Origin of the sequence: Methylobacterium sp. 1973, from assembly GCF_040545035.1 — a bacterium.
In the GTDB taxonomy this organism is placed as follows: Bacteria; Pseudomonadota; Alphaproteobacteria; order Rhizobiales; family Beijerinckiaceae; genus Methylobacterium; species Methylobacterium fujisawaense.
Genome location: NZ_JBEPLA010000003.1, coordinates 181,573 through 202,958, shown reverse-complemented (window position 1 = coordinate 202,958; position 21,386 = coordinate 181,573). Strand labels below are relative to the sequence as shown.

Below are 21,386 nucleotides of genomic sequence, written 5' to 3'. Positions count from 1 at the left end.
GTTGCTTTGAAGATGTGGTTGACGATCCGCTAGGCGACCGGATCCGTTTTAGCGGTCCGATTACCTGCCACGCGCTGGAGAAAACGCTGGAAGAAGTTCGTGTCGGACGGCGGGCTCCGGTCCGGCCTGTGTGTCGCGGCGTAGAACGGATCAGCGTAGCAGGTCGCACCGGTCGCGGCCGCCAGGAACTGCACCGCCGCGACCATCTCGGGGGCGCCGGCGGCCAGAACCGTGTCGTCCCGCGTGAGCCTCGGCAGATGGAGGGTCGGCCGCCCGGCTCGGGCGTCGGTGGGTGGGTTGCGGCCGCTGCACGTCAAGATCGTCGCCGCCCCCCGGTCGCGCAGCCATTCCAGGGCCGGACGCATGTAGAGATTCTGCGCCTCGCGCGTGCCGGCCACGACGAGCAGGTCGCGCTCCGGCTCACGCAGGCGGCTCGCTCGGGCGACGGCCCAGGCGGGCGCAAAGCCGACGCCGGACGAAACGACGACGAGACGGCCGCGCCCCAACCTGTGAAACGCGGCTCCGAACGGACCCTCGACCTTCACGGCGGTTCCCGGTCCGATCCGTCCGCCGAGCTGCGGCGACACCACGCCGTCGGGCTGCCGGCGGATCTGGAAGATCAATTCGTTCAGCTCGCCGGATCCGTCCACGCGGAGGGTCGGGCTGTAGTCGCGGGCGGGCAGGCCGGCGAAGGAGACGCGAAGGTACTGTCCCGGGAGATAGATCAGCCGCTTGCGCAACGCGACCGTGACCTCGACGATCTCGGCAGTGAGCTCGACCACGCTGTCCACGATGCCGGCCCGCCGCACGACGTCGGGAACCTCGTCGAACTCGATGGCGATGTCCGCGGTCAGGCGCGCCCGGCACGCCAGGACGGTGTCGCCGATGCGGGTCCCGGCATCGTCCACCGAGCCGGAATGGATCCGGACCCGGCAGGTGTCGCACTGGCCGGTGGCGCAATCGTGCGGGATCGCTTGGCCGGATGCCAGACCCGCGTCGAGGAGGGTCTGTCCGGCGCCGGCACTGATGGGCCGGCCATTGACGACGAGGGAGACGCGATCGGTCATGCTGCGATCCCGCGTCAGCGCAGCAGGACTTCGACCGGCCGCATGTGCCGCGTGTGGCGGGTCTGCGTGTGATCGAAGGCCGAGACGTAGAGGAAGAACTTGCTGCCGGGCAGGAAATCGACGTCGTACTTGCTGCCGGTCGCGATCTTGCGCGAGGCCACCAGGGTCCAATGGTCGTCAGCCCAGTCGGCCGCCGCCGAGATTCCGGCCCGATCGCCCGAATAGCCGTCTGTCATGAGTACACCCGGCATGACGGTCCCGACCGGTATCTCTGCGTCGCCGGCCGCCGAGTAGGCAACCGTCTCGGTCTTCTCGACCATCCACCAAGCCGAACCCGGCGCGGTACTGGCATCGAGGCCCAGATCGATGGTCCCGAGCCTGGCCACGGTGGCCCGCCAGTCCTTGGGCAGCCGCAGCGGCTCGACGGCGCCTTCGTAGCCACCGGGGCCCTCGAAGCGGAAATTGTAGCGGTACGTGCTTGTGCCGGGATCGCCCCAGTAGCCCGCCTGGTAGCGGCCCTTCACAGCCCGCTCCGCGGCGGTCGGCTCGGTGGGCGGCCCGATATGCATGTCCTCGACGACGCCCAGCATGCCGCCCCGGGCCGCCTTCCACTGCCACATGTCGATGTAGCTGCCGTCGGTGGTGTAGTGGTAGCCGCGGCCGTTCAGAGGCGCGGGGGCGTCCGGCAGGGGGCGGGCACCGAGATGGGTCGAGCCGCCGCTGCCGAAGGCATCGGAGCGCGAGAAGATCACGGCGAGCTTGTCTTCGTAGTATCCGGTCACGTCCGCCTTGGCGGCGTCCGCGTCGAGGAGATGCCAGCCGTCGGCCTTCTTGATCATCGGGACGCGCTTCAGCGAGCGGGAGGGGTCCCACCACCGAAAAGCGAAGTAGACGTTCGCCCCATCGCGCACCGCGCGGATCTCCACGGTGGTCTCGCCGGTGCCGCCGAAATTGGCGCCCTGCATCGTCCGGACTGAAACCGGTCGGGCGGTGCGCCAGACGGGATCGTCGAGGAGCTTCGACAGGTCGGGGCCGACCGAAACCTTGTCGACCACGAGGGTGGAGCGACCCGTCAGATCTGCCCAGGCCAGCAAACCCACCACGGGCAGGCCGACGATTGCGGCCGCCAGCAAGGGCCGACGGCGGCGGGTCGCCCCGTCCGCCAGGGGCGCGGGGCGGAAGAGCCGCAGGAGCTGCCACAGCTCGCCATACATGAAATGCGCGAGGGTGTGGATGGCGATGTAGGCCAGCGCGCCCAGGGCGCAGGTGGCGTGCAGCCAGACGACCCAGCCGCCATAGCCGAGATAGAGCGCGATGCCGGTGCCGGTCAGGACGAGGGTGACGGCATAGATCAGCCAGTGCAGGGCGACGTTGACGCCACCCCACCGCGCCTTCCGCGCCGCCCTGCTCCGGCCGCTAACGCGGATCGCGCGAAGCCGGGACAGGCCATTGCGATCCGTGAGACGTCCGCGCACGAGATAGACGAGATAGGCCGTGATCCCGAAGAACAGGGTGAGACCAGCCACGAAGTGCACGGTCCAGACTTCGCCCTGCGGCAGAAACGGGGCCAGGAATTTCGCGGTGCGCGCCACAGGAGCGTCGGCCGAGATGCGCAGACCCGTGAGCAGGCTCGCAACCATCGCGCCGGCGACGATCCAATGGATGACGATCGTGCCGGTATCGGAGCGGGGATGCCGGTCGAGGCGCACGCCCGGTTCGGACGGTGCCGCGGCGCCACGAGACGGATGGGGCGCGAGGGTCAGCGGTTCCGACATTCGATCCTCCGCTCAATCGGCGCAATTTATCCGACCTGCGTTAGGACTTTGTAAATCATAGACCACACCCGGCGATATGGCCGAGCTTTCAAATCCGAGATTCCTCGCGGATATGCTTAACGGCGCCGTCCTGAGCAATCGACCGAATCCCCCGTTGCGAAACGGTCCGGCCATCGTGGTTCGGCGACCGATCGCATCGGCTGCGCCATCGTTTCCATTCGGGGTCCGCTGATGCCCGCGGGCAATGGCCGGCGGATCCATGTCGCATCCTGCCGGCCTGCTCCGTCCGGCTTGTAGGGCGGGCCGGCCATCGAGCGAGATCGGCACGGCATTCGGTCCAATGCACGCTCAGGAGCGTCAGCGCCTCGCTCGGGAGCATGACCGCAGAGGCTTTCGGTCTCCCCGGACCGATGGGGCCGCCGGCGGGAACGCGGGGCGCGGACGGCGATCCGTTTCGATGGTTGCGCGTGACATCGCGACGACGGACAGGCGCCGTGGCGCCGCCGCTCACCCGGACGATCGGCGATCCCGTCCGCGGCTTCCCCCTGAGCAGGACCTTGCCTGGCCGCGGAAACGTCGCAACCGCAAAGCCCCGCGCTTCGTCGTCGTTTCAAGATTCAGATACAAAAACAAATTTAAGGAACCGAATTGTAGTTGAAAAATACAAGTCTAATTTATTTGTAAAATCATTACTTGATAGATACGGTCAAGCTGCCGATCGATAGGCCGGCCAAATCTCCAAAACACTGCGACGTCGCATCGTGCCGGTCATCCCGCACGCGCGTGAACGCGGATCATTGGGTTGACGCTGGCACCTCCATGGCCACGGCGTCGGATGCGGGGACACCATGACCAAAATCAAGGCGCTGTTACTGGGCTCTTCAGCTCTGATGCTTCCGATTGCAGGCGCACAAGCCGCAGATTTGCCGACCCTGAAGTCAGCGCCAGTCGAATTCGTGCGCGTTTGCAACGCGTACGGAGCGGGCTTTTTCTATATTCCCGGCACTGATACCTGCCTCCGCATATCCGGCAGGGCGCGGTATGACTTCCTGTATCAGACCAGCAAGGTCCGCACCGGCGGTGGCGGCGACCTGACCGGATATCTGGGCCTGATGCGGATCAACCTCGATGCGCGGACCCAGACCGATTACGGAACCCTCAGAGCCTTCCTGCGGGTCGACGTCGCCAACCGCAGCGGCCCGTTCCTGACCTCCGGATCGAGGCAGCGCGAGAGCTTGGCGATCGCCGGACTCGGCGCCGACGCGTTCGGGCGCACGCAAACCTACATCAACGCCGACAAGGCGTTCATTCAGTTCGCCGGCCTGACCGCGGGCCGCGCCTCCTCGTTCTTCGACTTCTATGCCCACGACTTCGAGCTGATCGGCGGAACGGCCGGATCCGACACGTTCAGCACGAACCTGCTCGCCTATTCGGCGACGCTCGGGAACGGCGTCACCCTGACGGCCTCCATGGAAGACCCGGTCTATCGCCGCTTTCCGATCTTCGGCACGGGGGCCGCTGTCGGCGCCTTCACGGCGGGCGGCGGGTTCGCGGGCTACAGCAACGCCTTCAACCCGTTCACGCCCGCGACCTTCCTCGCACCGATCGTTGTTAGTCCCGGCAACGTGGCTTTCGTCGATGTGACCCAGAAAAGCCGGATGCCCGACTTCATCGGCGTGGCGCGCATCGATCAGGCCTGGGGATCCGCCCAGGTGTCGGCCGCCATCCACGAGATCAATGCGGGCGATGCCGGAAGCACGGTGGGGGGCATCACCACGGCCACCACCGGTCTCGGCATATCGCCCACGGGACGCGCGTCGAACGCCTATGGATGGGCGGTCCAGGGCGGCCTGAAGGTCAATCTGCCGTTCATCGCGACGGGCGATACGCTGTACCTTCAGGGCGCCTACGGGCAGGGTGCCATCGCCTATACGGGCATCTCGAACTACACGGCTCCGTACGATGCCCTCGGCGCAGCGCCCGTGGGTGGCGGCTCGTTCGCCCAATACTACGCCGATGCGGTCCTCAACCCCACCACGGGCCGTCTCGAGCTGTCGACGTCATTTTCGGCCGTCGCGTCGATGCTTCACTACTGGTCACCGGCCTGGCGGTCGGCCTTCTTCGGAAGCTACGCTCAGATCGATTACAATTCGAAGGGCCGCAATGCCCTCGGCCTCCTGGGCTTCGGCTTCGCACCGGCCGGCGCCAGCGCCTCCAATGCCCTGGCCTTCGCCACAAGTCCTGTCCTGAGAGGAAACAACCAGATCATCACCGGCGCGAGCCTGATCTGGACTCCGGTGAAGGACCTGGATATCGGGGTCGAGGGCGAGTACATCCGCACCGCCCTCAACAATGGTGTGACGCCCGACATCTCCAAGAACGCGCTGCGCTACGTGAGTTCTCAGGACGCGGCCCAGTTCCGCTTCCGCGTGCAGCGGGACTTCTGAGCGCCAGCGACGCGCGCAACCACTCACAACAAGAAATTTCGAGCCCAGCCATTCGGCTGGGCTTTTGTTTGACCGGAAGACGCTTGGAAATTTTCGGTTTTGTTCGGCAAATAAAACTTCTTTTAATTGATAATGACGCGGAACGAGCTACAACTAATACAGCTCTTCGGCGGCTCGCTTCGCCTCCGGTCGAGCAGATGCTACGGTTTCAGATCGGCGGGCCCGGGTACCAGGGCAGGGCCGACCTGATCCAAAGCTTCAGACCCAAAAGACTCTGCCGACCGGGCAACCGGTCGGCTTTTTCATGTTCGACGCCGGCCGGCATCCAGGTGAGCGATCTCCTGCGCCATCTCCCGGGTCAAAGACCGGGTTTTGCAGGCCTTCGAGCGCCACCCCGCACAGCCTCTCAAGCCGCACAGGCGTGTTGCGCAACCGTCGGGCGTTGTCGGCCCGAAAAGCCGTCGCTTCTTTCACCGAGCCAAATGCCAGCAAACCCCATGCAGAGGGCCGCGTCCGCGATCCCGGCGCGGCGGGCTCGAACGCCGCTCGCGCTGCACTCCGCCTTCGCCAAGGTCAAAAATTCAAAAAACCTTTCAAGATTGAAGCCGAAACAAAGAGCGAAAGAATTATTCTGCAATAAAATATAGCCTTCAAACCGTCTGTGCTGCATGTATTACTCACGTCGCCGGTTCGCGACAGAACAAAGACGGGAGATTATCATGAAGAGCATTGTCCTGGCCTGTTCCATGGGCGCCATGCTGATCGCGGCTCCGGCGTTCGCGCAGGATGGAGGTCCGTCGATCGATCCGAGCCTCATCATCCGGACAAACGGCAGCGGTCTCGACGCGTGGTCCGCCGCCGAGGGCAACGACAAAGCCGGCGGCATGTGGGAAGGCGCGACCGGCTACAGCGCGGCCGTTCAGCGGCCCGCCTCGATCGGAACGGTCCCGGCCAATCCTCAGTGGAGCCGCTACAACACCCGCGAGCGTCGACACGGGCGGTCGTCCTACTGAGACGCCGCATCGGAGGCTCCGCGCGCCCGGCGCTCCTGACGACGGGAAGGGGCCGGGCGCGGCGGCGCTACAGGGCAGGGGCGGGGACAAGGTCGATGGACGGCGTGTTCGCGACCGTGCGCGCCCAACGGAAGGTGACGCAGCAGCCGGCGCCGTCGCTGGCGATGTCGAAGGTGGCACTGTGGAGCCGCGCGATGGAATCGACCAAGCTCAGGCCGATCCCGAAGCCGCTCTTGTCGGTCTTCAAGGCACCGCGACGGTACCGCGCCCGCACCGCGCTGAGCTCGTCCGCCGGGATGCCGCAGCCGGTATCGACGACGCGGATGCCCGCCGGATGCTGGAGCAGCGTGACCGCGACCTCTCCGCCGGCCGGGGTGAACTTCAAGGCGTTGTCGATCAAGTTGCTCGCCGCCTCGAAAATCAGGCTGCGATCACCCTCCACGAGGCAGGGCCCGTCCGGCCGCTCCCAGCGCATCCGGATGCCGCGCTCCACGGCCAGCGGCTCGTAATACTCGACGGCGTCCTCGAGCAAACGCCCGAGATCGACCTCGGTGAAGCCCGATCGGCGCAGCCGGTCCTCCATCTCCGAAATCCGCAGCAGCGCCGAGAAGCGCACGACGATCGACTTGACCTCGGCAAGCACGTCCTCGTTGCAGGCCCGAAAGGCCTCGACGCTGTCGGCCTTGCGCAGCGACCGTTCCAGCGTGCCGACCACCCGGGTCAGCGGGGTCCGCAGGTCGTGGGCGATGTTCTCGTTGACCCCCTTGATCTCCAGCATCAGCCGCTGAAGCTGATCCAGCATGTCGTTGACCACACGCGTGAGGTGCGCGAGGTCGGCCGAGACGCCGCGCGTCGGCAGACGCTCGCTCAGATCGCCCCGCATGATGCGCTCCACCGCCTTGGTGATCGCATCGTTCTGCCGCAGGGAGCCGGCCCCGAAGACCACGGCGCCGATCAGACCGATGACGATGGTGGCGATCATGCCCCAGACGAAGGTCTCGACCAGCGCCTTTTCCAGGGTCTCCAGATCCTTGGCAGACCGGCTGACGAGGACATACTCGCCGCTTGGCAGCTCCGTGAGTTGGCTGAACAGCGCGCGGGTGCCGTGATCCGTCGGCTGTGACAGGATGAACGGCCGGCCAACCGGCGCCGTGACCGGGAAAGGGATCGGTGCGCCGGCCCGGCGCGTCTGATCGGGCCCGAACAGCACCAGCGGGCGGCCGCCTTCGGCGAAATCCTCGGAGGCGTCGATCCGTTCGCGCAGCGCGCGCGGGGACAGCCCCAGAAGATGCTTCGACTCCCATCCCACCCATTCGAACGCGGCCTTGCGGCCGTAGCTGCGCGTGTCGACGTACAGGAAGGCCGACAGCGCGAGCGACGCCGTTCCGAAGGTCGCGAAGAACAGGCAGGCGACCCGGAAGCCGCTCGTGCGCCGGACTTCAAGCAGGCGCACGGAGGATGAAGCCTGTGTTGCGCACGGTATGGATGCGGGGGTTGAGCCCGTCGGGATCGAGTTTCTTCCGGATCTTGCCGATATGGACGTCGATGACGCTCGACTGGTGATTGAAGCTGTAGCCCCAGACGGATTCGAAGATCATTTTCCGGCTGACGAGGGTGCCGGCGTTCTGCATCAGGAACTCGATGATCGCGAACTCCTTGGGCAGGAGTTCGATCTCGCGCTCGGCGCAGTAGAGGACGCGGTCGATCAGATCGAGGCGGAGGTCGCCGACGACGAGTTCGTTGACCGCCTCGGCGGCCATCTTGCGGCGGGCCAGCGCGTCGACGCGGGCGGTGAGTTCGATGAACTCGAACGGCTTGGCGAGGTAGTCGTCGCCGCCGGCGCGCAGGCCGTCGACGCGCTCGTTGACGGCCGAGAGGGCGCTGAGGATCAGGACCGGCGTCGACACCTTGGCGGCGCGCAGCTTGGTCAGCAGCGACAGGCCGTCAATCTCCGGAAGCATCCGGTCCAGAACGATCACGTCAAATTTACCGTCGAGGGCCTTGCGTAATCCGATACTGCCGCTTGGGGCCTCGTCAACCTGAAATCCGTATTCCGCGAGTGCCGATCCGATCTCGGCCGCGACCCGCCGGTCGTCCTCTACCACCAATACGCTGGCCATCCGTTTTTCCTTCTTATTTTGTATTCGTCGGCTCTGCTTGGTCTCCTGCAGCTCGGAGGAGGAGCCGGAAATATCCTCTTCGGTTCCGGAGTCAAATGGGGACGGCTCGGGGCTATCGCTCTGCATCATCGGCTCGGCAAAGCTTACAGGTGAGCGCGGGATCTGAACCATGCGCCTCACTCCGCGCTCGCCTGCTCGGAGAGCTTGGCTGTGGGGATCCGGGAAGCGGTGGGGCCTTTCGGAACGACCCGGCCGCCTTCCCGGAGGTCGGCAGGCGGGTTGAGGACGACCATTTCACCGCTGCTGAGGCCGCTGCGCAGCTCGAGGCGGGTGCCGAGATCCCGCGCGATCGTGATCGGCCGGAGATGCACAATGTCGTCCGTGCCGACCACGGCGACCTGCGTTCCGCCTGCGTCGAAGATGAGCGCCTCGGACGGGATGACCACGCGCGGGTGCATGCGCGGGACCTCGAAGGTCACGGCGACGTAGAGGCCCGGTCGCAACGTTCCCTCCGGATTGGCGACGTCCACCTCGGTGTCGAGCGTCCGGACCGAGGATTGGAGGGCGACCGAGCTGCGCGACACCGTGCCCGCGAAGGTGCGATCCGGGATCTGCGCAACCTGAACGCGCGCCTTCACGCCATCATGGATGCCCACCGCCGCCGATTGAGGCACCTGCACGGTCACGCGCAGGACATCGATGCTGTCGATCGAAAAGAGCGGCGTCCCGCTGCCGGCATCGCCATGGACGAGGTCGCCGACGTCGACCTTGCGGGCGACGATGATGCCGTCGAAGGGCGCGACCACGTTCTCGAAGGTCGTCAGGGTGCGAAGCCGTTCGACGGTGGCCTGCTGCGCGGTGATGTTGGCCTCCGCGACCTTCACCTTCGCCTGCGCGGCGGCAAGGGAGGCCGTGGCCGTCAGCATGCCGGCGCGGGTCTGGTCGGCATTCTGCTTGGATGCCCAGCCCTGACCGGCCAGGGTCGCGGTGCGCGCGTCGGTGACGTTGGCGAGCGTCACGTTGGCTTTGGCCTGCTCCACGTCCGCCTGCGCCACCGCCAGTTGGGCCTTGAACTGACCGAGCTGGGCTTCGGCCTGCCGGGCCTGCTGATCCAGGTCCGGTGCGGCGATGCGGACGAGCAGATCGCCCTTCTTCACCCGCGAGCCGATATCGACCTTGCGTTCGGCGATGTAGCCGGTGGCACGGGCGAAGATGTCGGCATGGTCGAACGCCTCGGTCTGCCCCGGCAGGGTCAGCCGCATGGGCCCGTCATCCACGGTCGCTGGGCCGGTGCGGACCGTAGGCACGAAGTCCACGGCTTCGGCCTGGGTCTCCAGCGACGCCTGATAGACGTCCCAATGGTGCCACGCGCCGAGCCCGAGGGCGCTGCCGAGGGCGAGGAACGCCACCAGGAAGGGCCGCTTGCGCGGCGGCGGTGGCGCGGCCTGGGCCAGGGTCTCTCCGGCCTCGTCCCGCCGCAGCGGATCGACCTCGAGCGCGTGCTGGTGCGCCCGCGCGGCAGGCTCGGCGCCGGCCTCGGGAGGGTCGGTGAAAGCGGTCATCAATAATCCTCGAGGGGCTTGATCGGCTGACGCCGGAGCAGGGTGTAGAGGAGGGGGACGAACAGCAGCGTCGACACGGTTCCCATCCCGATCCCGCCCATCACCGCGCGGGCGAGGGCGGCGTTCTGCTCGGCGCCTTCGCCGGCGCCGATCGCCATGGGGATCAGGCCCAGGAACATGGCGGACGCTGTCATCAGCACAGGCCGCAGGCGGGTATGCCCGGCCATGAGGGCGGCCTCGCGGGCCGAGCAGCCGGTGGCTTCACGATGCTCCTTGGCGAAGGTGACGAGCAGGATCGAGTTCGCGCTCGCGACGCCGACCGACATGATCGCCCCGAACAGGGCCGGGATCGAGAACGCCGTGCTGGTGATGAACAGGCTCATCACGATGCCGCAGAAGGCGAGCGGCAGCGCCGCGATGACCACGAAGGGATCGACCCAGGTCTGGTAGTTCAGGACGAGCAGCAGGTAGACCGCCACCAGGGCGATGCCGAGCCCGAGCTCGATCCGCGAGAACGCGCTCTCCATGCTCTCGATCTGGCCGCGGACCAGGATCCTGTCCGGCGCCGGGAGCTGAGCCTGTTCGTCGGCGACGATCCGGTCGACGGCGTTTCGCACGCTGCCGAGATCGGCGTTCTGGACGTTGGCGAGGATGTCGAGAGTCGGCTGCTGGTTGACGTGGTTGATGACCGTCTGCTCCGGCTGCCGCTGCATCGTGGCGATGTTCGACAGCAGGATCGGAATGCCCGGCTTGTCCTGCCCGTTCGCATGGACGGAGACCGGCGTATTCATCAGCTGATGAATATCGGCGTTGCGCCATTCCGGCGTCTGGACCCACAGCTGATAGGGCATCCCGGACTTCGGATCGGCCCAGAAGTTCGGGCTGACCTGGAATGAGCCGGAGAGCGAGACGTTCAGATTCTGAGCGATGGATTGTTCGCTGACCCCCATTTCGGACGCCAGCCTCCGGTCGACATTCACGTACATCTGCGGCGCGTCGACGATCTGGTGCAGGTGGACATCGACCGCGCCTCGGACCGCCGCGATGCGGCGGACGAGATCCCGCGCCACGGCCAAGTCTTTGTCGTCGTGACGTCCGGACACTTGAACGTCGATCTGGGCGACGGTTCCGAAGTTGAGGATCTGCGTGATGATGTCGGAGGGCTGGAAGTAGAAGATATCGTCCGGGAAGGCTTCGTGCAGAACCTTGCGCAGGCGCTTTTCATAGAAGGAAATCGGCTTGTGCTCGCCCTTCAAGTTGATCAGCATCTGCCCGTCATTGTAGGCGACGAAGGAGGCGTCCATGAACGCGAAATTGTAGTTCGATGCCGGTAGGCCGATATTGTCGAGGATGAGTCCGAGTTCGTCCTTTGGGACGACCTGCCTGACGACGTCCTCGACCTGCGCGAAGGTCTTTTCCGCCTGCTCGATCCGCTCGCCGGGCCGCGTGCGGATGTGCAGCGTCATCTGGCTGGATTCGATCTGCGGGAAATAATCCTGCCCGACGAAGGGAAAGATCGCCGCGGTCACCGCGGAGACGGCCATCACGCCGACCAGGGCGCGGGCCGGGTGGCTGATCACGGCGGAGAGAAGTCCAACATAGCCGGCGTGGAACCGCGCGAAGCCCCGCTCGAAGGCCGCCCGGAAGGCGAGGGCGCCACGCACCGGATACCGCAACGCCCAGACGAGCGGCCGCACCGCGAAGCCGAGCACGCGCCCGAGGACCGAGCGGCGCCGGGGCGCCGCGGATTCTTCGGGCCCCGCCTCCGACCCGCCGTGATGCTGCGCGTATTCCGGTGCGACGAGGACGTCGATCAGGATCGCCACCAGCGTTCGAGACAGCAGGTACGAGGTCAGCATCGCGAAGACCACCGCCTCGGCCTGCGGGACGAAGAGGTAGCGGGGCGCATCGGTGAGGAAGAAGACCGCCGAGAAGGCCGAACAGATGGCCAGCGTCGAGATCAGGGCCGGCTTGGCGATACCGGCGACGCCCTCGACCACGGAGCGCCTGAACGAGAAGCCCTCCTCGAACATCCGGTAGGTGTTCTCGATCGCCACGGTGGCATCGTCCACCAGGATACCCACCGCCAGGGCGAGGCCGCCCAGGGTCATCACGTTGATGGTCTGGCCCAGGGCGACCAGGATCGACAGAGAGGTGAGGATGCAGAGGGGGATCGAGACGAGCACCACGATGGTCGAGCGCCACGACCCCAGGAACAGCAGGATCGCGAGGCCTGTGAGGCCGGCCGCGATCACCGCTTCGCGCACCACGTCGGAGATGGCGTCCGAGACGAAGACCGACTGATCGAACAGCGGCGTGATCGTCATGCCCTTCGGCGCGGCCGCGTGGATGTCGGGCAGGGCGCCCTTGACGGCATTCACGACGTCCAGGGTCGAGGCCGCGCCGTTCTTGAGGACCTGCAGCAGGACCGAATGGTGCCCATCCGCGCGGACGATGTTGATCTGCGGCGGCGAACCGTCCCGGACATGGGCGACATCGCGCAGCAGAACCGGCTGGTTGTTCTCGACCTTGATGGGAATACGGTTGAGCTTATCGACCAGCTGCGGACTCGAATTCAGGCGCACGGTGTATTGCTGCGTCCCGATCTTCGCGAGCCCGGAGGGCACCACGAGGTTCTGCTTGAGGACCGCGTTCAGGACATCGAGCGGCGTCATGCCGATCGCGCGCAGCTTGGCGGGATCGAGATCGACCATGACCTGACGCGGCGCGCCGCCATAGGGCGACGGCAGCGTGGAGCCCGGCACCTCGGCGAGCCGCCGCCGGGTCCGGTACTGCGCGTAGTCGAAGACCTTGGTGAGCGGCAGCTTGGATGACGACAGCGCCATCTGGATGACCGGCACCGAGGAGGCGGAGAAGCGCATGATGACGGGGGGCTGCACGCCCGGCGGCATGCGCGAGCGGATCGCGTTCATGGCCGAGTCGACCTGGGTCATCGCCAGATCGATGCTGACCGCCGAATCGAAGTAGATCCGCTCGGTCACGGTGCCCTGGATCGAGGTCGATTCGATCCGCCTGATGTTGTTCACGTTACTCGACAGCGAGAACTCGCTGTAATTCGTGATCCGCTGGACCATGTCGGTGGCATCGAGGCCGTTGTAGGTCCACACCACGACCACAACCGGTATGTCGACGGCGGGAAGGACGTCCTTGGGGGCCACGGCAATGGAGCCGACGCCCGCGAGGAACATTAGGACGGCAAGAACATAGAAGCTCTTGCGAAACTTCAGGGCGAACCGGACGAGTTCCATGTGACCTGTCGGATCTTCCATCACGATCCGGCTCGCGTCCCGGGCGGCCGGGCCGCGGGAACATCGAGCAGATCATGCCTCGTTTTCAGAGAGAACACAGGGCGAATGCCCGGCGCGGAAGAGATATAGCTTTCGCCGAAACACTCTTCGAATGAATTCGACACGACAATCTAAAGCGGATTTCAAGAAATTAAAAACGCCCCAGCTCTCTTAAGGATCGCCGGGCTCCATCCCGGCGATGTGCTGCAGCACCGGACGCCGATGGCGGCGCGCCGGTCGAAAATTAAAAGGTATTTTGGAAAAAAATTGAATTTTTACTGCTAGAAGACTTATTTAATTGCGTCTCTTGCACATCCTGCACGATCATCCTGGCGCCGCTCCGACCGATCCGGTGCCATTGCCGCGTATCGCGGGGCTGCCCGTGCCACGCGACCCGGGGTGCCTCCGATGTCTCGCGTGATCGAACCGCAGGGCCTCGTTTCGGCCGGGTTGCGGCCTGTCCGCTCACCCCGTGCCATGGCGGCGAGCGAACCTCTCGGACACCTGAGCGGCCCCCGTCACCGCCGCTCCGGGGCGGAATGAAGACGCCGATCGATCGGCGTCTGTGCTGATGATGTCAGGCTCGACGAGGAGTTAAGCCGGTGGGCGGACGATACCTGGGGCTCCTCATCCTGGCCTTGACGCTGCTGCGCTTGGTCGGGTCCGCGCGTGCGGAGAGCGAGATGGCGGCAGGGGGCGCGTTCATGAGCAGCTACACGTCGGATCCCTATTTCGATCCGCGGTCGCGATATTCTCAAGTGCATTCAGCCGGAGACATCCGCGGTCAGCCGATGTTGGCGGAACCCGGCGATGCGCCAGCGCCGTGCAGGCTCTTCGACAAGGCCTGCGCGGATGCCTTCGAACGCGCACGCCGGCACGCCTATCCTTAGACTTCTGCGTGCGTGAGGTCGGCGGCGGGCCGCAGCCGTCATGGCAGGCCCATTCCGGCAATTCGAATGAATCCGTGAAGACCTTTTTGAGCCCTCGCCACTAGCTTGACCCTGTTTGGGGTCGAGCTGTCATGATCAAAGAGCGAAGCGCCCGGCGCGTATCAGTCAACTTGCACGGACGCATCGCGGTCGCGGGTCACCCGACGATACCCTGTGTGGTCCATGACATGTCCCGCTGGGGCGTGCGCCTCCGGCTGGTCGGCACGGAGCGGGTCCCCGCTGAATTCCAGCTGACGATCGACGCCACCGAGAAGGTGATCGGTTGCGAGACGGTCTGGAAGAATGACGACGAGATCGGGGCCCTGACCGATCTGATGGAATGATCGTCGCGTCTCGGGAGCGCGGCGAGGCGGCGGGCCGCGTCCCAGTGGCGGACGCCGTCTACCTCGCGGCACCCTGGTCGGGGACGGAGAGCGTATCCACCCGGCACTGATCGTCGAGCCCTGTTCGAAGGGGCGCGCGACGTCGGCATCCGCCCCGGGGAAGGCCCCTCAGCCGCGGGCGAGCGCCGCCTCGAACTCCTCGGCCGGGAGATGCGCACCACCGGTCGTCCAGATGACGTGGGTTGCGGCGGCGCGCGTCTCCGCCGGGATGATCTGTGCAAAACGTCCCGCCGCCGCGAAGCCGGCCGCCGCGGAAGGCTCCAGGCGGATACCCGCCTCCGTCCAGAGGATCTTGAGCCAACGATACAACGCATCGTCGGGGACCGTGACCACGGCCCGGACAAGCTTCTCGAGGGTGCGAGCGACCAGCATGGACGCGGAGGCGACCGCCAGCCCGTCGGCGGCGGTGCGATTGTCGAGACCGACATCGTAGACGCTCACCGGCCGTTCGAGCCCCGCCGCGAGCTGAACCAGCATGCAGGGCGACGCCACGGGCTCGACGAAGACCGGATGCACGGAATCACCGAACAGCAGCTTCAGGCCGAAGGCGACACCACCCGGCGCGCCTCCGACGCCACAGGGCAGATGGACGAACAGGGGATGGGCCGGTCCAACCGGGATCCCGGCTGCAGCGAGCTGGCGCTCCAGGTCGAGGGCCGCGGCCGCATAGCCCAGGAACAGCTCGACCGAGTCCTCGTCGTCGACGAAATGCGCGTCGCCGCGTCCGGAATAGGCGTTGCGCGCCGCCGCGACCGCCGCACCGTAATCGCCGCGATGCTCGACCACGCGGGCGCCGAGTTCCCGAAGGCGTTCCTTCTTCCAGGCCTTGGCATCGTGCGACATGTGGACTTCCACCGCGAAGCCGAGCGCCCGTCCCATCAGTCCGACGCTGAAGCCGAGATTGCCGGTGCTGCCGACCGCGATGATGTGACGGCCAAACAGGTCGCGAAATTCCGGGTCCGCGAAGGCCGCATAGGATCGGCCCTCGGCGAGCAGTCCGGCCTGCGCGGCCAGCGCCTCGGCGTAGGCCAGGACCTCGTAGACGCCGCCGCGTGCCTTGATGCAGCCCGTCACCGGCAATGCATGGTCCGCCTTGACCAGCACACGGCCCCCCGCTCCACGCAGGATGGTGTCGGACAAGCCGGCCGCCAGCGGGATCAGCGGTGAATCGATTCGGCCTGACACCTCTTGCGGGAAGAGGCGCGTCAGCAACGGTGCGAAGCGCTGCCAGCGTGCCACCGCACCGTCGACGTCGGCTCTGCCCAGCGCCAGATCCGGGAGGACGGACGCACTGTCGGCCACCGCCGGGTTGATCCAGATCGTCGGACAGGCCTGCTTGACCGCGACGGGGATGCGGTCGACCCCGGGGCTGTTCTGCATCTCGACGATCCCTGCCATGGCGTTTTGGATCCCGCTCGCTTCGGGCCGGTCCGACCTGCGCGAGGGTCGGTGACGCAGCCGCGTGTCTCCGCCCGGACTGCTTATCAGAGCCACCTGCCGTTCGGCATGCCCATCGGGCGCATGGTGGGTCTGGCCGGCGATCCGTCCTTGCGCCCTCGTCGGGGCTGGCGCTGTCGCGGTGGCGGACATCCCGTGAAGGTCACCCAGACGCCGTCGCAGGGGGAGGCTTGTGTAAGAGGGAGACGATCTCGACGGACGGAAACGCCACGCCGGCCCTCTGAACCGCGCCGTCGATGCCGTCGGCGATCGTTCCGGCCCCGCGACGCTCCCGACGGGACTGCCGCTCCCCTGAGCCGCGCGACGGTCACGCGATCCGTTTTCAGGTGTGCGGGAGCACTTCGGCCCGCAAAGCTTGAGCTTACATCGGAATCACACCGCGAAGACAGTCGCGGATCCGATGGAGACTTCCAATGACCCTCACTGCGCGTCTCACCCTTGCCGCCGCCGCCGCCCTGGCCACCATCGCGGTCCTGGCCGGAACCTACGTCGAAGTCCTCGATCGTGCCCTGCCGATGCACTTCGTCTAAGCATGCAGTTGCGAACCGAATGAGCGCCGCATCCCGGGACGACGCCGGGGAGCGGCGTCGTCCCGGGATGCGGCGGGAGGAGACCGATGCGCCAGATCCTGTGGTCCGTATTCGACGGCGCGCTTTGGGCTGCCGATACGCTCGATGACATCCTCGTCCAAGCCGCCCTGAGCTTCGGCGCAGCCGCCCCGTTCGTGGCTGAGCCTTCCGGCGATCCTACCTTAACCACCGCCTCCGGCCCGGAGGGCTCCGCGGCCACATCGGACCGGGCATGACCGCAGATGTCTCGGACCGTCCATCGGTCGGCCCCGTTACGATCGCGGGCTGCCGGCGCGCGGACGCGCCGCCGCAATGAACGCCGGTTCGGCGCAAGAGGCGCCTTAGGACGAAGGCTTCGAGCCGCTCCTGATCGCGAGGCGATCGGGAACGGTTCTAGCGCTTCGGCGGGTTCGGTGCGGATTGATCGGTCTGCGGTTCCATCTTCGTGGTGTCGGGCTTCGTCGGTGTATTGTTCTGCGCCTGCTTGTCGTCGCAGGCCGCGAGGCCGATCAGCATGAATCCTACCAGCGAGAGACGACTGATCGACGGCATGGAACTTCCTTCTTGCAAATGCATGGAATGGGACCGACAGCGCTCGGCTTCAGTGCTGAGGACCGCTGGCCCGAAGCCTGCGTCGCTCGGAACTTTGCTCCCGCCGCTTTGATACGGCGACGTCCTCCGCGGCCAAAGCGGGGGGTAGCATCCGCAGACGATGCAATCCGGGGGACGATCATCAGTTCCGAGTCGATCTCCCTCAGACGCCAGACGGTGCCGCCGGCAGCCCAGGTGGCGGGAAGGGCACCCTGACCGGCGAAGGCCAAGCCCGGCCGCCGGGACCTCACCCTTCAGCTTTCCGTCCACTCTGGGCGGCGGATCGCGGCGTTGCAGTTCAGCGGCACAGAGATGTCGGAAGCGGATCACAACGCGACCCGTTTGCCCCCGGCCTCAGCGCCCTGTGTATCCCATCACCGCCGCAGCCGACTTCAGACGCGCGAAGGCGTCGGCGTAGCGCTCGCGCAGGAAGGCGGCATCGGGCGGTATCCGGGAGGGACGAAGATTGTCCTCCGTATCGGACATCTTGATCAGCAGTGCCGCGAGATCACCCGATCCGATCAGGGCCGCAATTCGTTCCGAATAGGCGATCCGGCAGGCGGGCTTCGTGAGAAGCGTGACCGTTCTGATAATATCCGCCTCGAAACCGGCCGCCTGAAGATCTGTCGTCGTGCGTGACGTGTCCTCCAGCACATCGTGCAGGAGCGCCGCCTGCATCACTCGCATCGGGTCAATGTCGAGTCCGTCGCTGAGTCGGGCGTGACCGGCTCGGGCCAAGGCCGCGTTCGCAACGCGCTCCAGGTGCCGCATGCAGGGCTCGCCACACTTGTCGAGCTGACCGGCATGCGCGGTAAGGGCGAAGGTATGGGCATCGAAGATCGTCGGCACGCTGCCCTCTTGCGGCATCCACCGGACCGGATTGCCGTCGCTCCGGCTCCCAGCTCCGTGAAGTCCTTAACGCGCTGGGGTGTTCCCGACCGGCCCGCGTCAAAGAAGGCCGTGTCTTACCCGGGCCGTCGAAGCCGAGACGGTGCGGGTCCGGAAAATATCACGGATGCGCAGTCTTCGCGCGTCGGCCGAAAGTTATGACCGTTTGGACTATTGCCCAGCTCCTCGGAACTCGCCATCTCTTGTCTCTGTTCGGACAAGCGGCGAGTCGCACTTCAGGATTGAGCCCATGGCGTCCGTGACACTGGAGAAGCCGCTCGATGTCGGTGGGCCGCTCAGCCGGCGCGCCGCGGCCCTGGCCAACGTCCGATGGTTCCGTGCCCTGGCATGGCGGGCCCTTCGCGATGGAGGCCCGCGCGCCGAGTTGCGCGCCGCCAACGCACGGGCCGCCGCCCGGATCGTGCTTCGTCAGGCCAAACGCGACGCTTTGGTCGCCTGCTTGGCGCGTCAGGCTCTGGAAAGCCCCGGTGGACCGCTTCACCGAGCGCCTGATCGCCCCTCCCAGGGCGACACCGTCGCACCGTCGCGATAGCCTGTCATTCCGCCTCGTGCGGTCGGCACAGACAGCACTGTCGTCGATCATGTCATGGCGGCCCGGCGCTGCGTTATGCCTCGGCCGCCACGACGGGTCCCGCGATCGTTCCACCGCGAGACCCGAATGGTCGGCCGGGCGCTCTGCCCGGCCTCGTCTGAGATCTGGATCTCAGCGCTTGAACTTGCCGTCGTACTTGAATTCCGGCGCAGCCTTGAGCTGATCCTTGGAGGCTCCGATGACGGCCTTCCACTTCTTCGCGTCGGCGTCGTAGCCGATGGCGATCGAGCTCGGCGAAACCGCCACGTAGTGCTCGCCCATGCCGAGGAAGCCGCCTACCGAGACGATGTAGCCGACAAGCTTGTCGTGATTGATGGCCAGATCCTTGATCTCGCCCACCGTGTTGTTCTGCGCGTCGGTGACGTTGAGACCGATCAGATTGTAGCTGAGCACGGCGTCCTGCGGGACAGCCTCGAATTTCGGCGCCACCGTCGCGGGCGCCTCGTTGGCGGCGAAGGCGGGACCGGCGAGGGTGGCGGCGGCGAGGGCTGTAAGGACGAGGCGGCGCATGAATAACTCCAGTGTCCCGGTATGGGTGGCTGGAAATGGACGATGACGCCGCATCGTTCCGCCCCCGCACGGAAATGTTAATGCGCGGAACATGGAGCCCTCGCGAGGTGCCCGCGCGGTCCGCGGACACCTGGTCGTGAGTCGCCCGTCGAACCCCTTGCGCAACTGTACTGACGCGTGACCGGGACAGAATGCCCGGCGGCGGCGGGATCGTTCCTGGCCCACCGGTGCCCGTCGCGGCAAGCGAAGGCCGACGTGAGTTTGCGGGAGACATGCATGGCAGACGCCTCGCTCGATCGGGCGCGGAGGTCAGCACCGGGCGCCTGGATGGATGGTCTCGTCGGGATCACCATCTTCAGCGCCTCGCTGGTCGCGACCCGGCTCGCCCTGACCGGCATGGACGCCCTGTTCCTCAGTGCGGCACGGGCGGCGCTCGCCGGCCTCGCCGGTGCGGCGGCCCTTCTGGCCCTGCGCCAAGCGCGCCCGCGCCGGGCCGACGTTCCGGCGCTCGCCATCGTGGCCGCGGGGGTCGTGGTCGGGTTTCCGCTGCTTACCGCCCTGGCCTTGCAGACCGTCGGTGCCGCGCATGGAACGGTGTTCCTCGGCCTGCTGCCCCTGGTCACCGCGCTGTTCGGTGCGCTGCGCTCGGGCGAACGGCCATCGCCCGTCTTCTGGTTGTTTTCGCTCACCGGTGCGCTCGTCACGGTCGCCTTCGCCGCGCGCGGCCTCGATGGACCGCCCGGCCCCGGGGATGGTTTCATGCTCACGGCGATCGTGCTCTGCGGGCTCGGCTACGCCGAAGGCGGCGTCCTGGCGCGCCGGCTCGGCGGATGGCAGGTGATCGCCTGGGCCACGGTCCTGTCCTTGCCGGTCAGCGTGCCGCTGGCCCTGGCCCTCTGTCCGGCCGAGCCCGGCACGATCCCGCTGCCGGCCTGGGCGGGCCTCGCCTACGTGGCGCTGTTCAGCATGCTGATCGGCTTCGTGTTCTGGTATCGGGCCCTGGCGCGCGGCGGCATCGCGGCGGTCGGCCAGCTCCAGTTGCTGCAGCCGTTCCTGGGCCTCGGCGTCGCCGCGCTGGTCCTCGGCGAGCGGATCGAGCCCGCCATGATCGGCGCCGCTCTGGCCGTGGCCGCCTGCGTAGCCCTGGCCCGGCGCTTCGCCTGAAAGCCGATCCGGCGTTCTCAGCCCGACTTGGCCACGACCTCGATGTCGCGGTCGAGGCCGCTCTCGACCTTGAATTCCCGCGTGTAGACCTGCCCGTCATGGCGCGCGATCAGGACGTAATCGCCCTCGGCGAGGGTCACCTGCGGGAACGCCCCGATGGCCTCGCGAATCGTGTCGCCGCCGGGGGTGAGAACCGAGAAGGCGGTGCCCGCGAAGGCCTCGGCCCCGGGAGCGGCCACGAGTTTCAGCGTGACGGTGGCGGCGCGGTGGTTGAGGGTCGCCTCCGTCACCTTGCCGTTCTCGACCCGGAGGTCTGCGCGCTGAATCGCGTTCGACTCCCCATAGGTCGAGACCACGTGATACGTGCCCTCGGGAAGGCGCAGCAATTCGCCGGTCTTGATCCCGGAGCGGACGAGGCGGCCCTCGGAATTGGTCCCCACCGGCACGAAGACCGAGAACATCACTTGGCCGGGCGGGATCTTCTGGTCACCCACGGCGCCCGCAAGCTTCAGTGCACCGGCGGCCACCCGCAGCGTATCGGTGGTCGGCTGGCCACCCATCACGAGCCGCTTCGAGGCGCTGGCGAAACCGTAGGTCACGGTCGCCACATAGGTGCCCGGGGCGAGGTTGAAATGCGGCTCCGCCTCGTTGGAACGGGCGACGATCGCGGGGCGGGTGCCGTCGCCCCGGTCCTCGTAGATGCGCCATGCCAGCCCCTGGCGCAGGGGTGTGCCCGGCCCGGACAGAAGCGCCGACAGGGACAGCTGCGCCTCCGGCTCGGCGGCCGGCAGGGATGGCGGCAGGTTCGGCGTGGTGATCGACGGCGAGGGGAGGGCGCCGCCGAGCCGGTTCTGGAACGGGTCCTGCTGGGCGGATGCGGGCAGCAGGCCGGCAGCGAGAATCGCCAGCGCCGTCGCGGCAAGCCTCATGCGCATCGGTCGGCCTCTCTCAACCCTTTGCCCCAGCTC

Annotated in this window: 17 protein-coding genes; 5 read left to right on the top strand and 12 right to left on the bottom strand. The window is 66.7% G+C overall.

Features of this window, described 5'->3' with window-relative positions; genetic code table 11:
• Nucleotides 1-29: 29 nt before the first annotated feature.
• A complete protein-coding gene (locus ABIC70_RS07930) occupies nt 30-1,067 on the bottom strand; it encodes a 2Fe-2S iron-sulfur cluster-binding protein (protein WP_354439378.1) in 1,038 nt (345 codons plus the stop codon).
• A 14-nt stretch (nt 1,068-1,081) separates the two neighbouring features.
• Nucleotides 1,082-2,842 carry an ethylbenzene dehydrogenase-related protein gene (locus ABIC70_RS07925; RefSeq protein WP_354439377.1) on the bottom strand — a complete coding sequence of 587 codons (1,761 nt, stop codon included), beginning with the start codon at nt 2,840-2,842 and terminating at the stop codon, nt 1,082-1,084.
• Between the two features lie 848 nt (nt 2,843-3,690).
• On the opposite strand from ABIC70_RS07925, the gene ABIC70_RS07920 reads away from it, so the two are divergent.
• Nucleotides 3,691-5,289: a porin gene (locus ABIC70_RS07920; RefSeq protein ID WP_354439376.1), complete on the top strand. Its 1,599-nt coding sequence runs from the start codon at nt 3,691-3,693 to the stop codon at nt 5,287-5,289.
• Between the two features lie 406 nt (nt 5,290-5,695).
• Here ABIC70_RS07920 and ABIC70_RS07915 read toward each other — a convergent pair whose 3' ends face one another.
• Nucleotides 5,696-5,959: a hypothetical protein gene (locus tag ABIC70_RS07915; RefSeq protein WP_354439375.1), complete on the bottom strand. Its 264-nt coding sequence runs from the start codon at nt 5,957-5,959 to the stop codon at nt 5,696-5,698.
• A 49-nt stretch (nt 5,960-6,008) separates the two neighbouring features.
• On the opposite strand from ABIC70_RS07915, the gene ABIC70_RS07910 reads away from it, so the two are divergent.
• Nucleotides 6,009-6,302 (top strand): hypothetical protein, encoded by a 294-nt coding sequence (locus tag ABIC70_RS07910; protein ID WP_354439374.1) that lies wholly within the window; start codon nt 6,009-6,011, stop codon nt 6,300-6,302.
• Between the two features lie 67 nt (nt 6,303-6,369).
• Here the strand turns inward: ABIC70_RS07910 and ABIC70_RS07905 are convergent, their stop codons facing one another.
• From ABIC70_RS07905 to ABIC70_RS07890, 4 genes are all read right to left on the bottom strand, one after another.
• Nucleotides 6,370-7,755: a sensor histidine kinase gene (locus ABIC70_RS07905; protein ID WP_043382161.1), complete on the bottom strand. Its 1,386-nt coding sequence runs from the start codon at nt 7,753-7,755 to the stop codon at nt 6,370-6,372.
• On the bottom strand, nt 7,742-8,422 hold the full coding sequence (locus ABIC70_RS07900) for a response regulator transcription factor (RefSeq protein ID WP_043347627.1): 681 nt from the start codon (nt 8,420-8,422) through the stop codon (nt 7,742-7,744). The genes ABIC70_RS07905 and ABIC70_RS07900 overlap by 14 nt, the downstream gene beginning before the upstream one ends.
• Before the next feature lie 176 nt (nt 8,423-8,598).
• The gene (locus ABIC70_RS07895) at nt 8,599-9,984 is read right to left on the bottom strand and encodes an efflux RND transporter periplasmic adaptor subunit (RefSeq protein WP_354439372.1); all 1,386 of its coding nucleotides are present in this window, start codon (nt 9,982-9,984) and stop codon (nt 8,599-8,601) included.
• Nucleotides 9,984-13,253, bottom strand: a complete 3,270-nt coding sequence (locus tag ABIC70_RS07890) for an efflux RND transporter permease subunit (RefSeq protein WP_354439561.1) — start codon at nt 13,251-13,253, stop codon at nt 9,984-9,986. Before ABIC70_RS07890 ends, ABIC70_RS07895 begins: the two co-directional genes overlap by 1 nt.
• Before the next feature lie 1,060 nt (nt 13,254-14,313).
• On the opposite strand from ABIC70_RS07890, the gene ABIC70_RS07885 reads away from it, so the two are divergent.
• Nucleotides 14,314-14,565, top strand: coding sequence for a PilZ domain-containing protein (locus tag ABIC70_RS07885; RefSeq protein ID WP_053608960.1), 252 nt, complete (start codon nt 14,314-14,316; stop codon nt 14,563-14,565).
• Nucleotides 14,566-14,733: 168 nt separating this feature from the next.
• On the opposite strand, the gene dsdA is transcribed toward ABIC70_RS07885, so the two are convergent.
• Complete coding sequence (gene dsdA / locus ABIC70_RS07880) at nt 14,734-16,023, bottom strand: D-serine ammonia-lyase (protein ID WP_182592519.1); 1,290 nt, start codon at nt 16,021-16,023, stop codon at nt 14,734-14,736.
• A gap of 676 nt (nt 16,024-16,699) precedes the next feature.
• On the opposite strand from dsdA, the gene ABIC70_RS07875 reads away from it, so the two are divergent.
• Nucleotides 16,700-16,888 carry a hypothetical protein gene (locus tag ABIC70_RS07875; protein ID WP_274926005.1) on the top strand — a complete coding sequence of 63 codons (189 nt, stop codon included), beginning with the start codon at nt 16,700-16,702 and terminating at the stop codon, nt 16,886-16,888.
• A gap of 157 nt (nt 16,889-17,045) precedes the next feature.
• On the opposite strand, the gene ABIC70_RS07870 is transcribed toward ABIC70_RS07875, so the two are convergent.
• From ABIC70_RS07870 to ABIC70_RS07860, 3 genes are all read right to left on the bottom strand, one after another.
• Nucleotides 17,046-17,204 (bottom strand): hypothetical protein, encoded by a 159-nt coding sequence (locus ABIC70_RS07870; protein ID WP_164706327.1) that lies wholly within the window; start codon nt 17,202-17,204, stop codon nt 17,046-17,048.
• A 393-nt stretch (nt 17,205-17,597) separates the two neighbouring features.
• A complete protein-coding gene (locus ABIC70_RS07865) occupies nt 17,598-18,092 on the bottom strand; it encodes a phosphohydrolase (RefSeq protein ID WP_354439370.1) in 495 nt (164 codons plus the stop codon).
• Between the two features lie 763 nt (nt 18,093-18,855).
• Nucleotides 18,856-19,254 carry a PRC-barrel domain-containing protein gene (locus tag ABIC70_RS07860; RefSeq protein WP_043382150.1) on the bottom strand — a complete coding sequence of 133 codons (399 nt, stop codon included), beginning with the start codon at nt 19,252-19,254 and terminating at the stop codon, nt 18,856-18,858.
• Between the two features lie 276 nt (nt 19,255-19,530).
• On the opposite strand from ABIC70_RS07860, the gene ABIC70_RS07855 reads away from it, so the two are divergent.
• Complete coding sequence (locus ABIC70_RS07855) at nt 19,531-20,418, top strand: DMT family transporter (RefSeq protein ID WP_354439368.1); 888 nt, start codon at nt 19,531-19,533, stop codon at nt 20,416-20,418.
• 17 nt (nt 20,419-20,435) lie between these two features.
• Here ABIC70_RS07855 and ABIC70_RS07850 read toward each other — a convergent pair whose 3' ends face one another.
• Nucleotides 20,436-21,353, bottom strand: coding sequence for an RgsD C-terminal domain-containing protein (locus ABIC70_RS07850; RefSeq protein WP_043755151.1), 918 nt, complete (start codon nt 21,351-21,353; stop codon nt 20,436-20,438).
• Nucleotides 21,354-21,386: the final 33 nt, after the last annotated feature.

Bases quoted from the DNA above. Each gene is read 5' to 3' on its own strand.
- ABIC70_RS07930 (WP_354439378.1), bottom strand. From the start codon at position 1,067: ATGACCGATCGCGTCTCCCTCGTCGTCAATGGCCGGCCCATCAGTGCC.
- ABIC70_RS07925 (WP_354439377.1), bottom strand. From the start codon at position 2,842: ATGTCGGAACCGCTGACCCTCGCGCCCCATCCGTCTCGTGGCGCCGCG.
- ABIC70_RS07920 (WP_354439376.1), top strand. From the start codon at position 3,691: ATGACCAAAATCAAGGCGCTGTTACTGGGCTCTTCAGCTCTGATGCTT.
- ABIC70_RS07915 (WP_354439375.1), bottom strand. From the start codon at position 5,959: ATGCAGCACAGACGGTTTGAAGGCTATATTTTATTGCAGAATAATTCT.
- ABIC70_RS07910 (WP_354439374.1), top strand. From the start codon at position 6,009: ATGAAGAGCATTGTCCTGGCCTGTTCCATGGGCGCCATGCTGATCGCG.
- ABIC70_RS07900 (WP_043347627.1), bottom strand. From the start codon at position 8,422: ATGGCCAGCGTATTGGTGGTAGAGGACGACCGGCGGGTCGCGGCCGAG.
- ABIC70_RS07895 (WP_354439372.1), bottom strand. From the start codon at position 9,984: ATGACCGCTTTCACCGACCCTCCCGAGGCCGGCGCCGAGCCTGCCGCG.
- ABIC70_RS07890 (WP_354439561.1), bottom strand. From the start codon at position 13,253: ATGGAACTCGTCCGGTTCGCCCTGAAGTTTCGCAAGAGCTTCTATGTT.
- ABIC70_RS07885 (WP_053608960.1), top strand. From the start codon at position 14,314: ATGATCAAAGAGCGAAGCGCCCGGCGCGTATCAGTCAACTTGCACGGA.
- dsdA (WP_182592519.1), bottom strand. From the start codon at position 16,023: ATGGCAGGGATCGTCGAGATGCAGAACAGCCCCGGGGTCGACCGCATC.
- ABIC70_RS07875 (WP_274926005.1), top strand. From the start codon at position 16,700: ATGCGCCAGATCCTGTGGTCCGTATTCGACGGCGCGCTTTGGGCTGCC.
- ABIC70_RS07870 (WP_164706327.1), bottom strand. From the start codon at position 17,204: ATGCCGTCGATCAGTCGTCTCTCGCTGGTAGGATTCATGCTGATCGGC.
- ABIC70_RS07860 (WP_043382150.1), bottom strand. From the start codon at position 19,254: ATGCGCCGCCTCGTCCTTACAGCCCTCGCCGCCGCCACCCTCGCCGGT.
- ABIC70_RS07855 (WP_354439368.1), top strand. From the start codon at position 19,531: ATGGCAGACGCCTCGCTCGATCGGGCGCGGAGGTCAGCACCGGGCGCC.
- ABIC70_RS07850 (WP_043755151.1), bottom strand. From the start codon at position 21,353: ATGCGCATGAGGCTTGCCGCGACGGCGCTGGCGATTCTCGCTGCCGGC.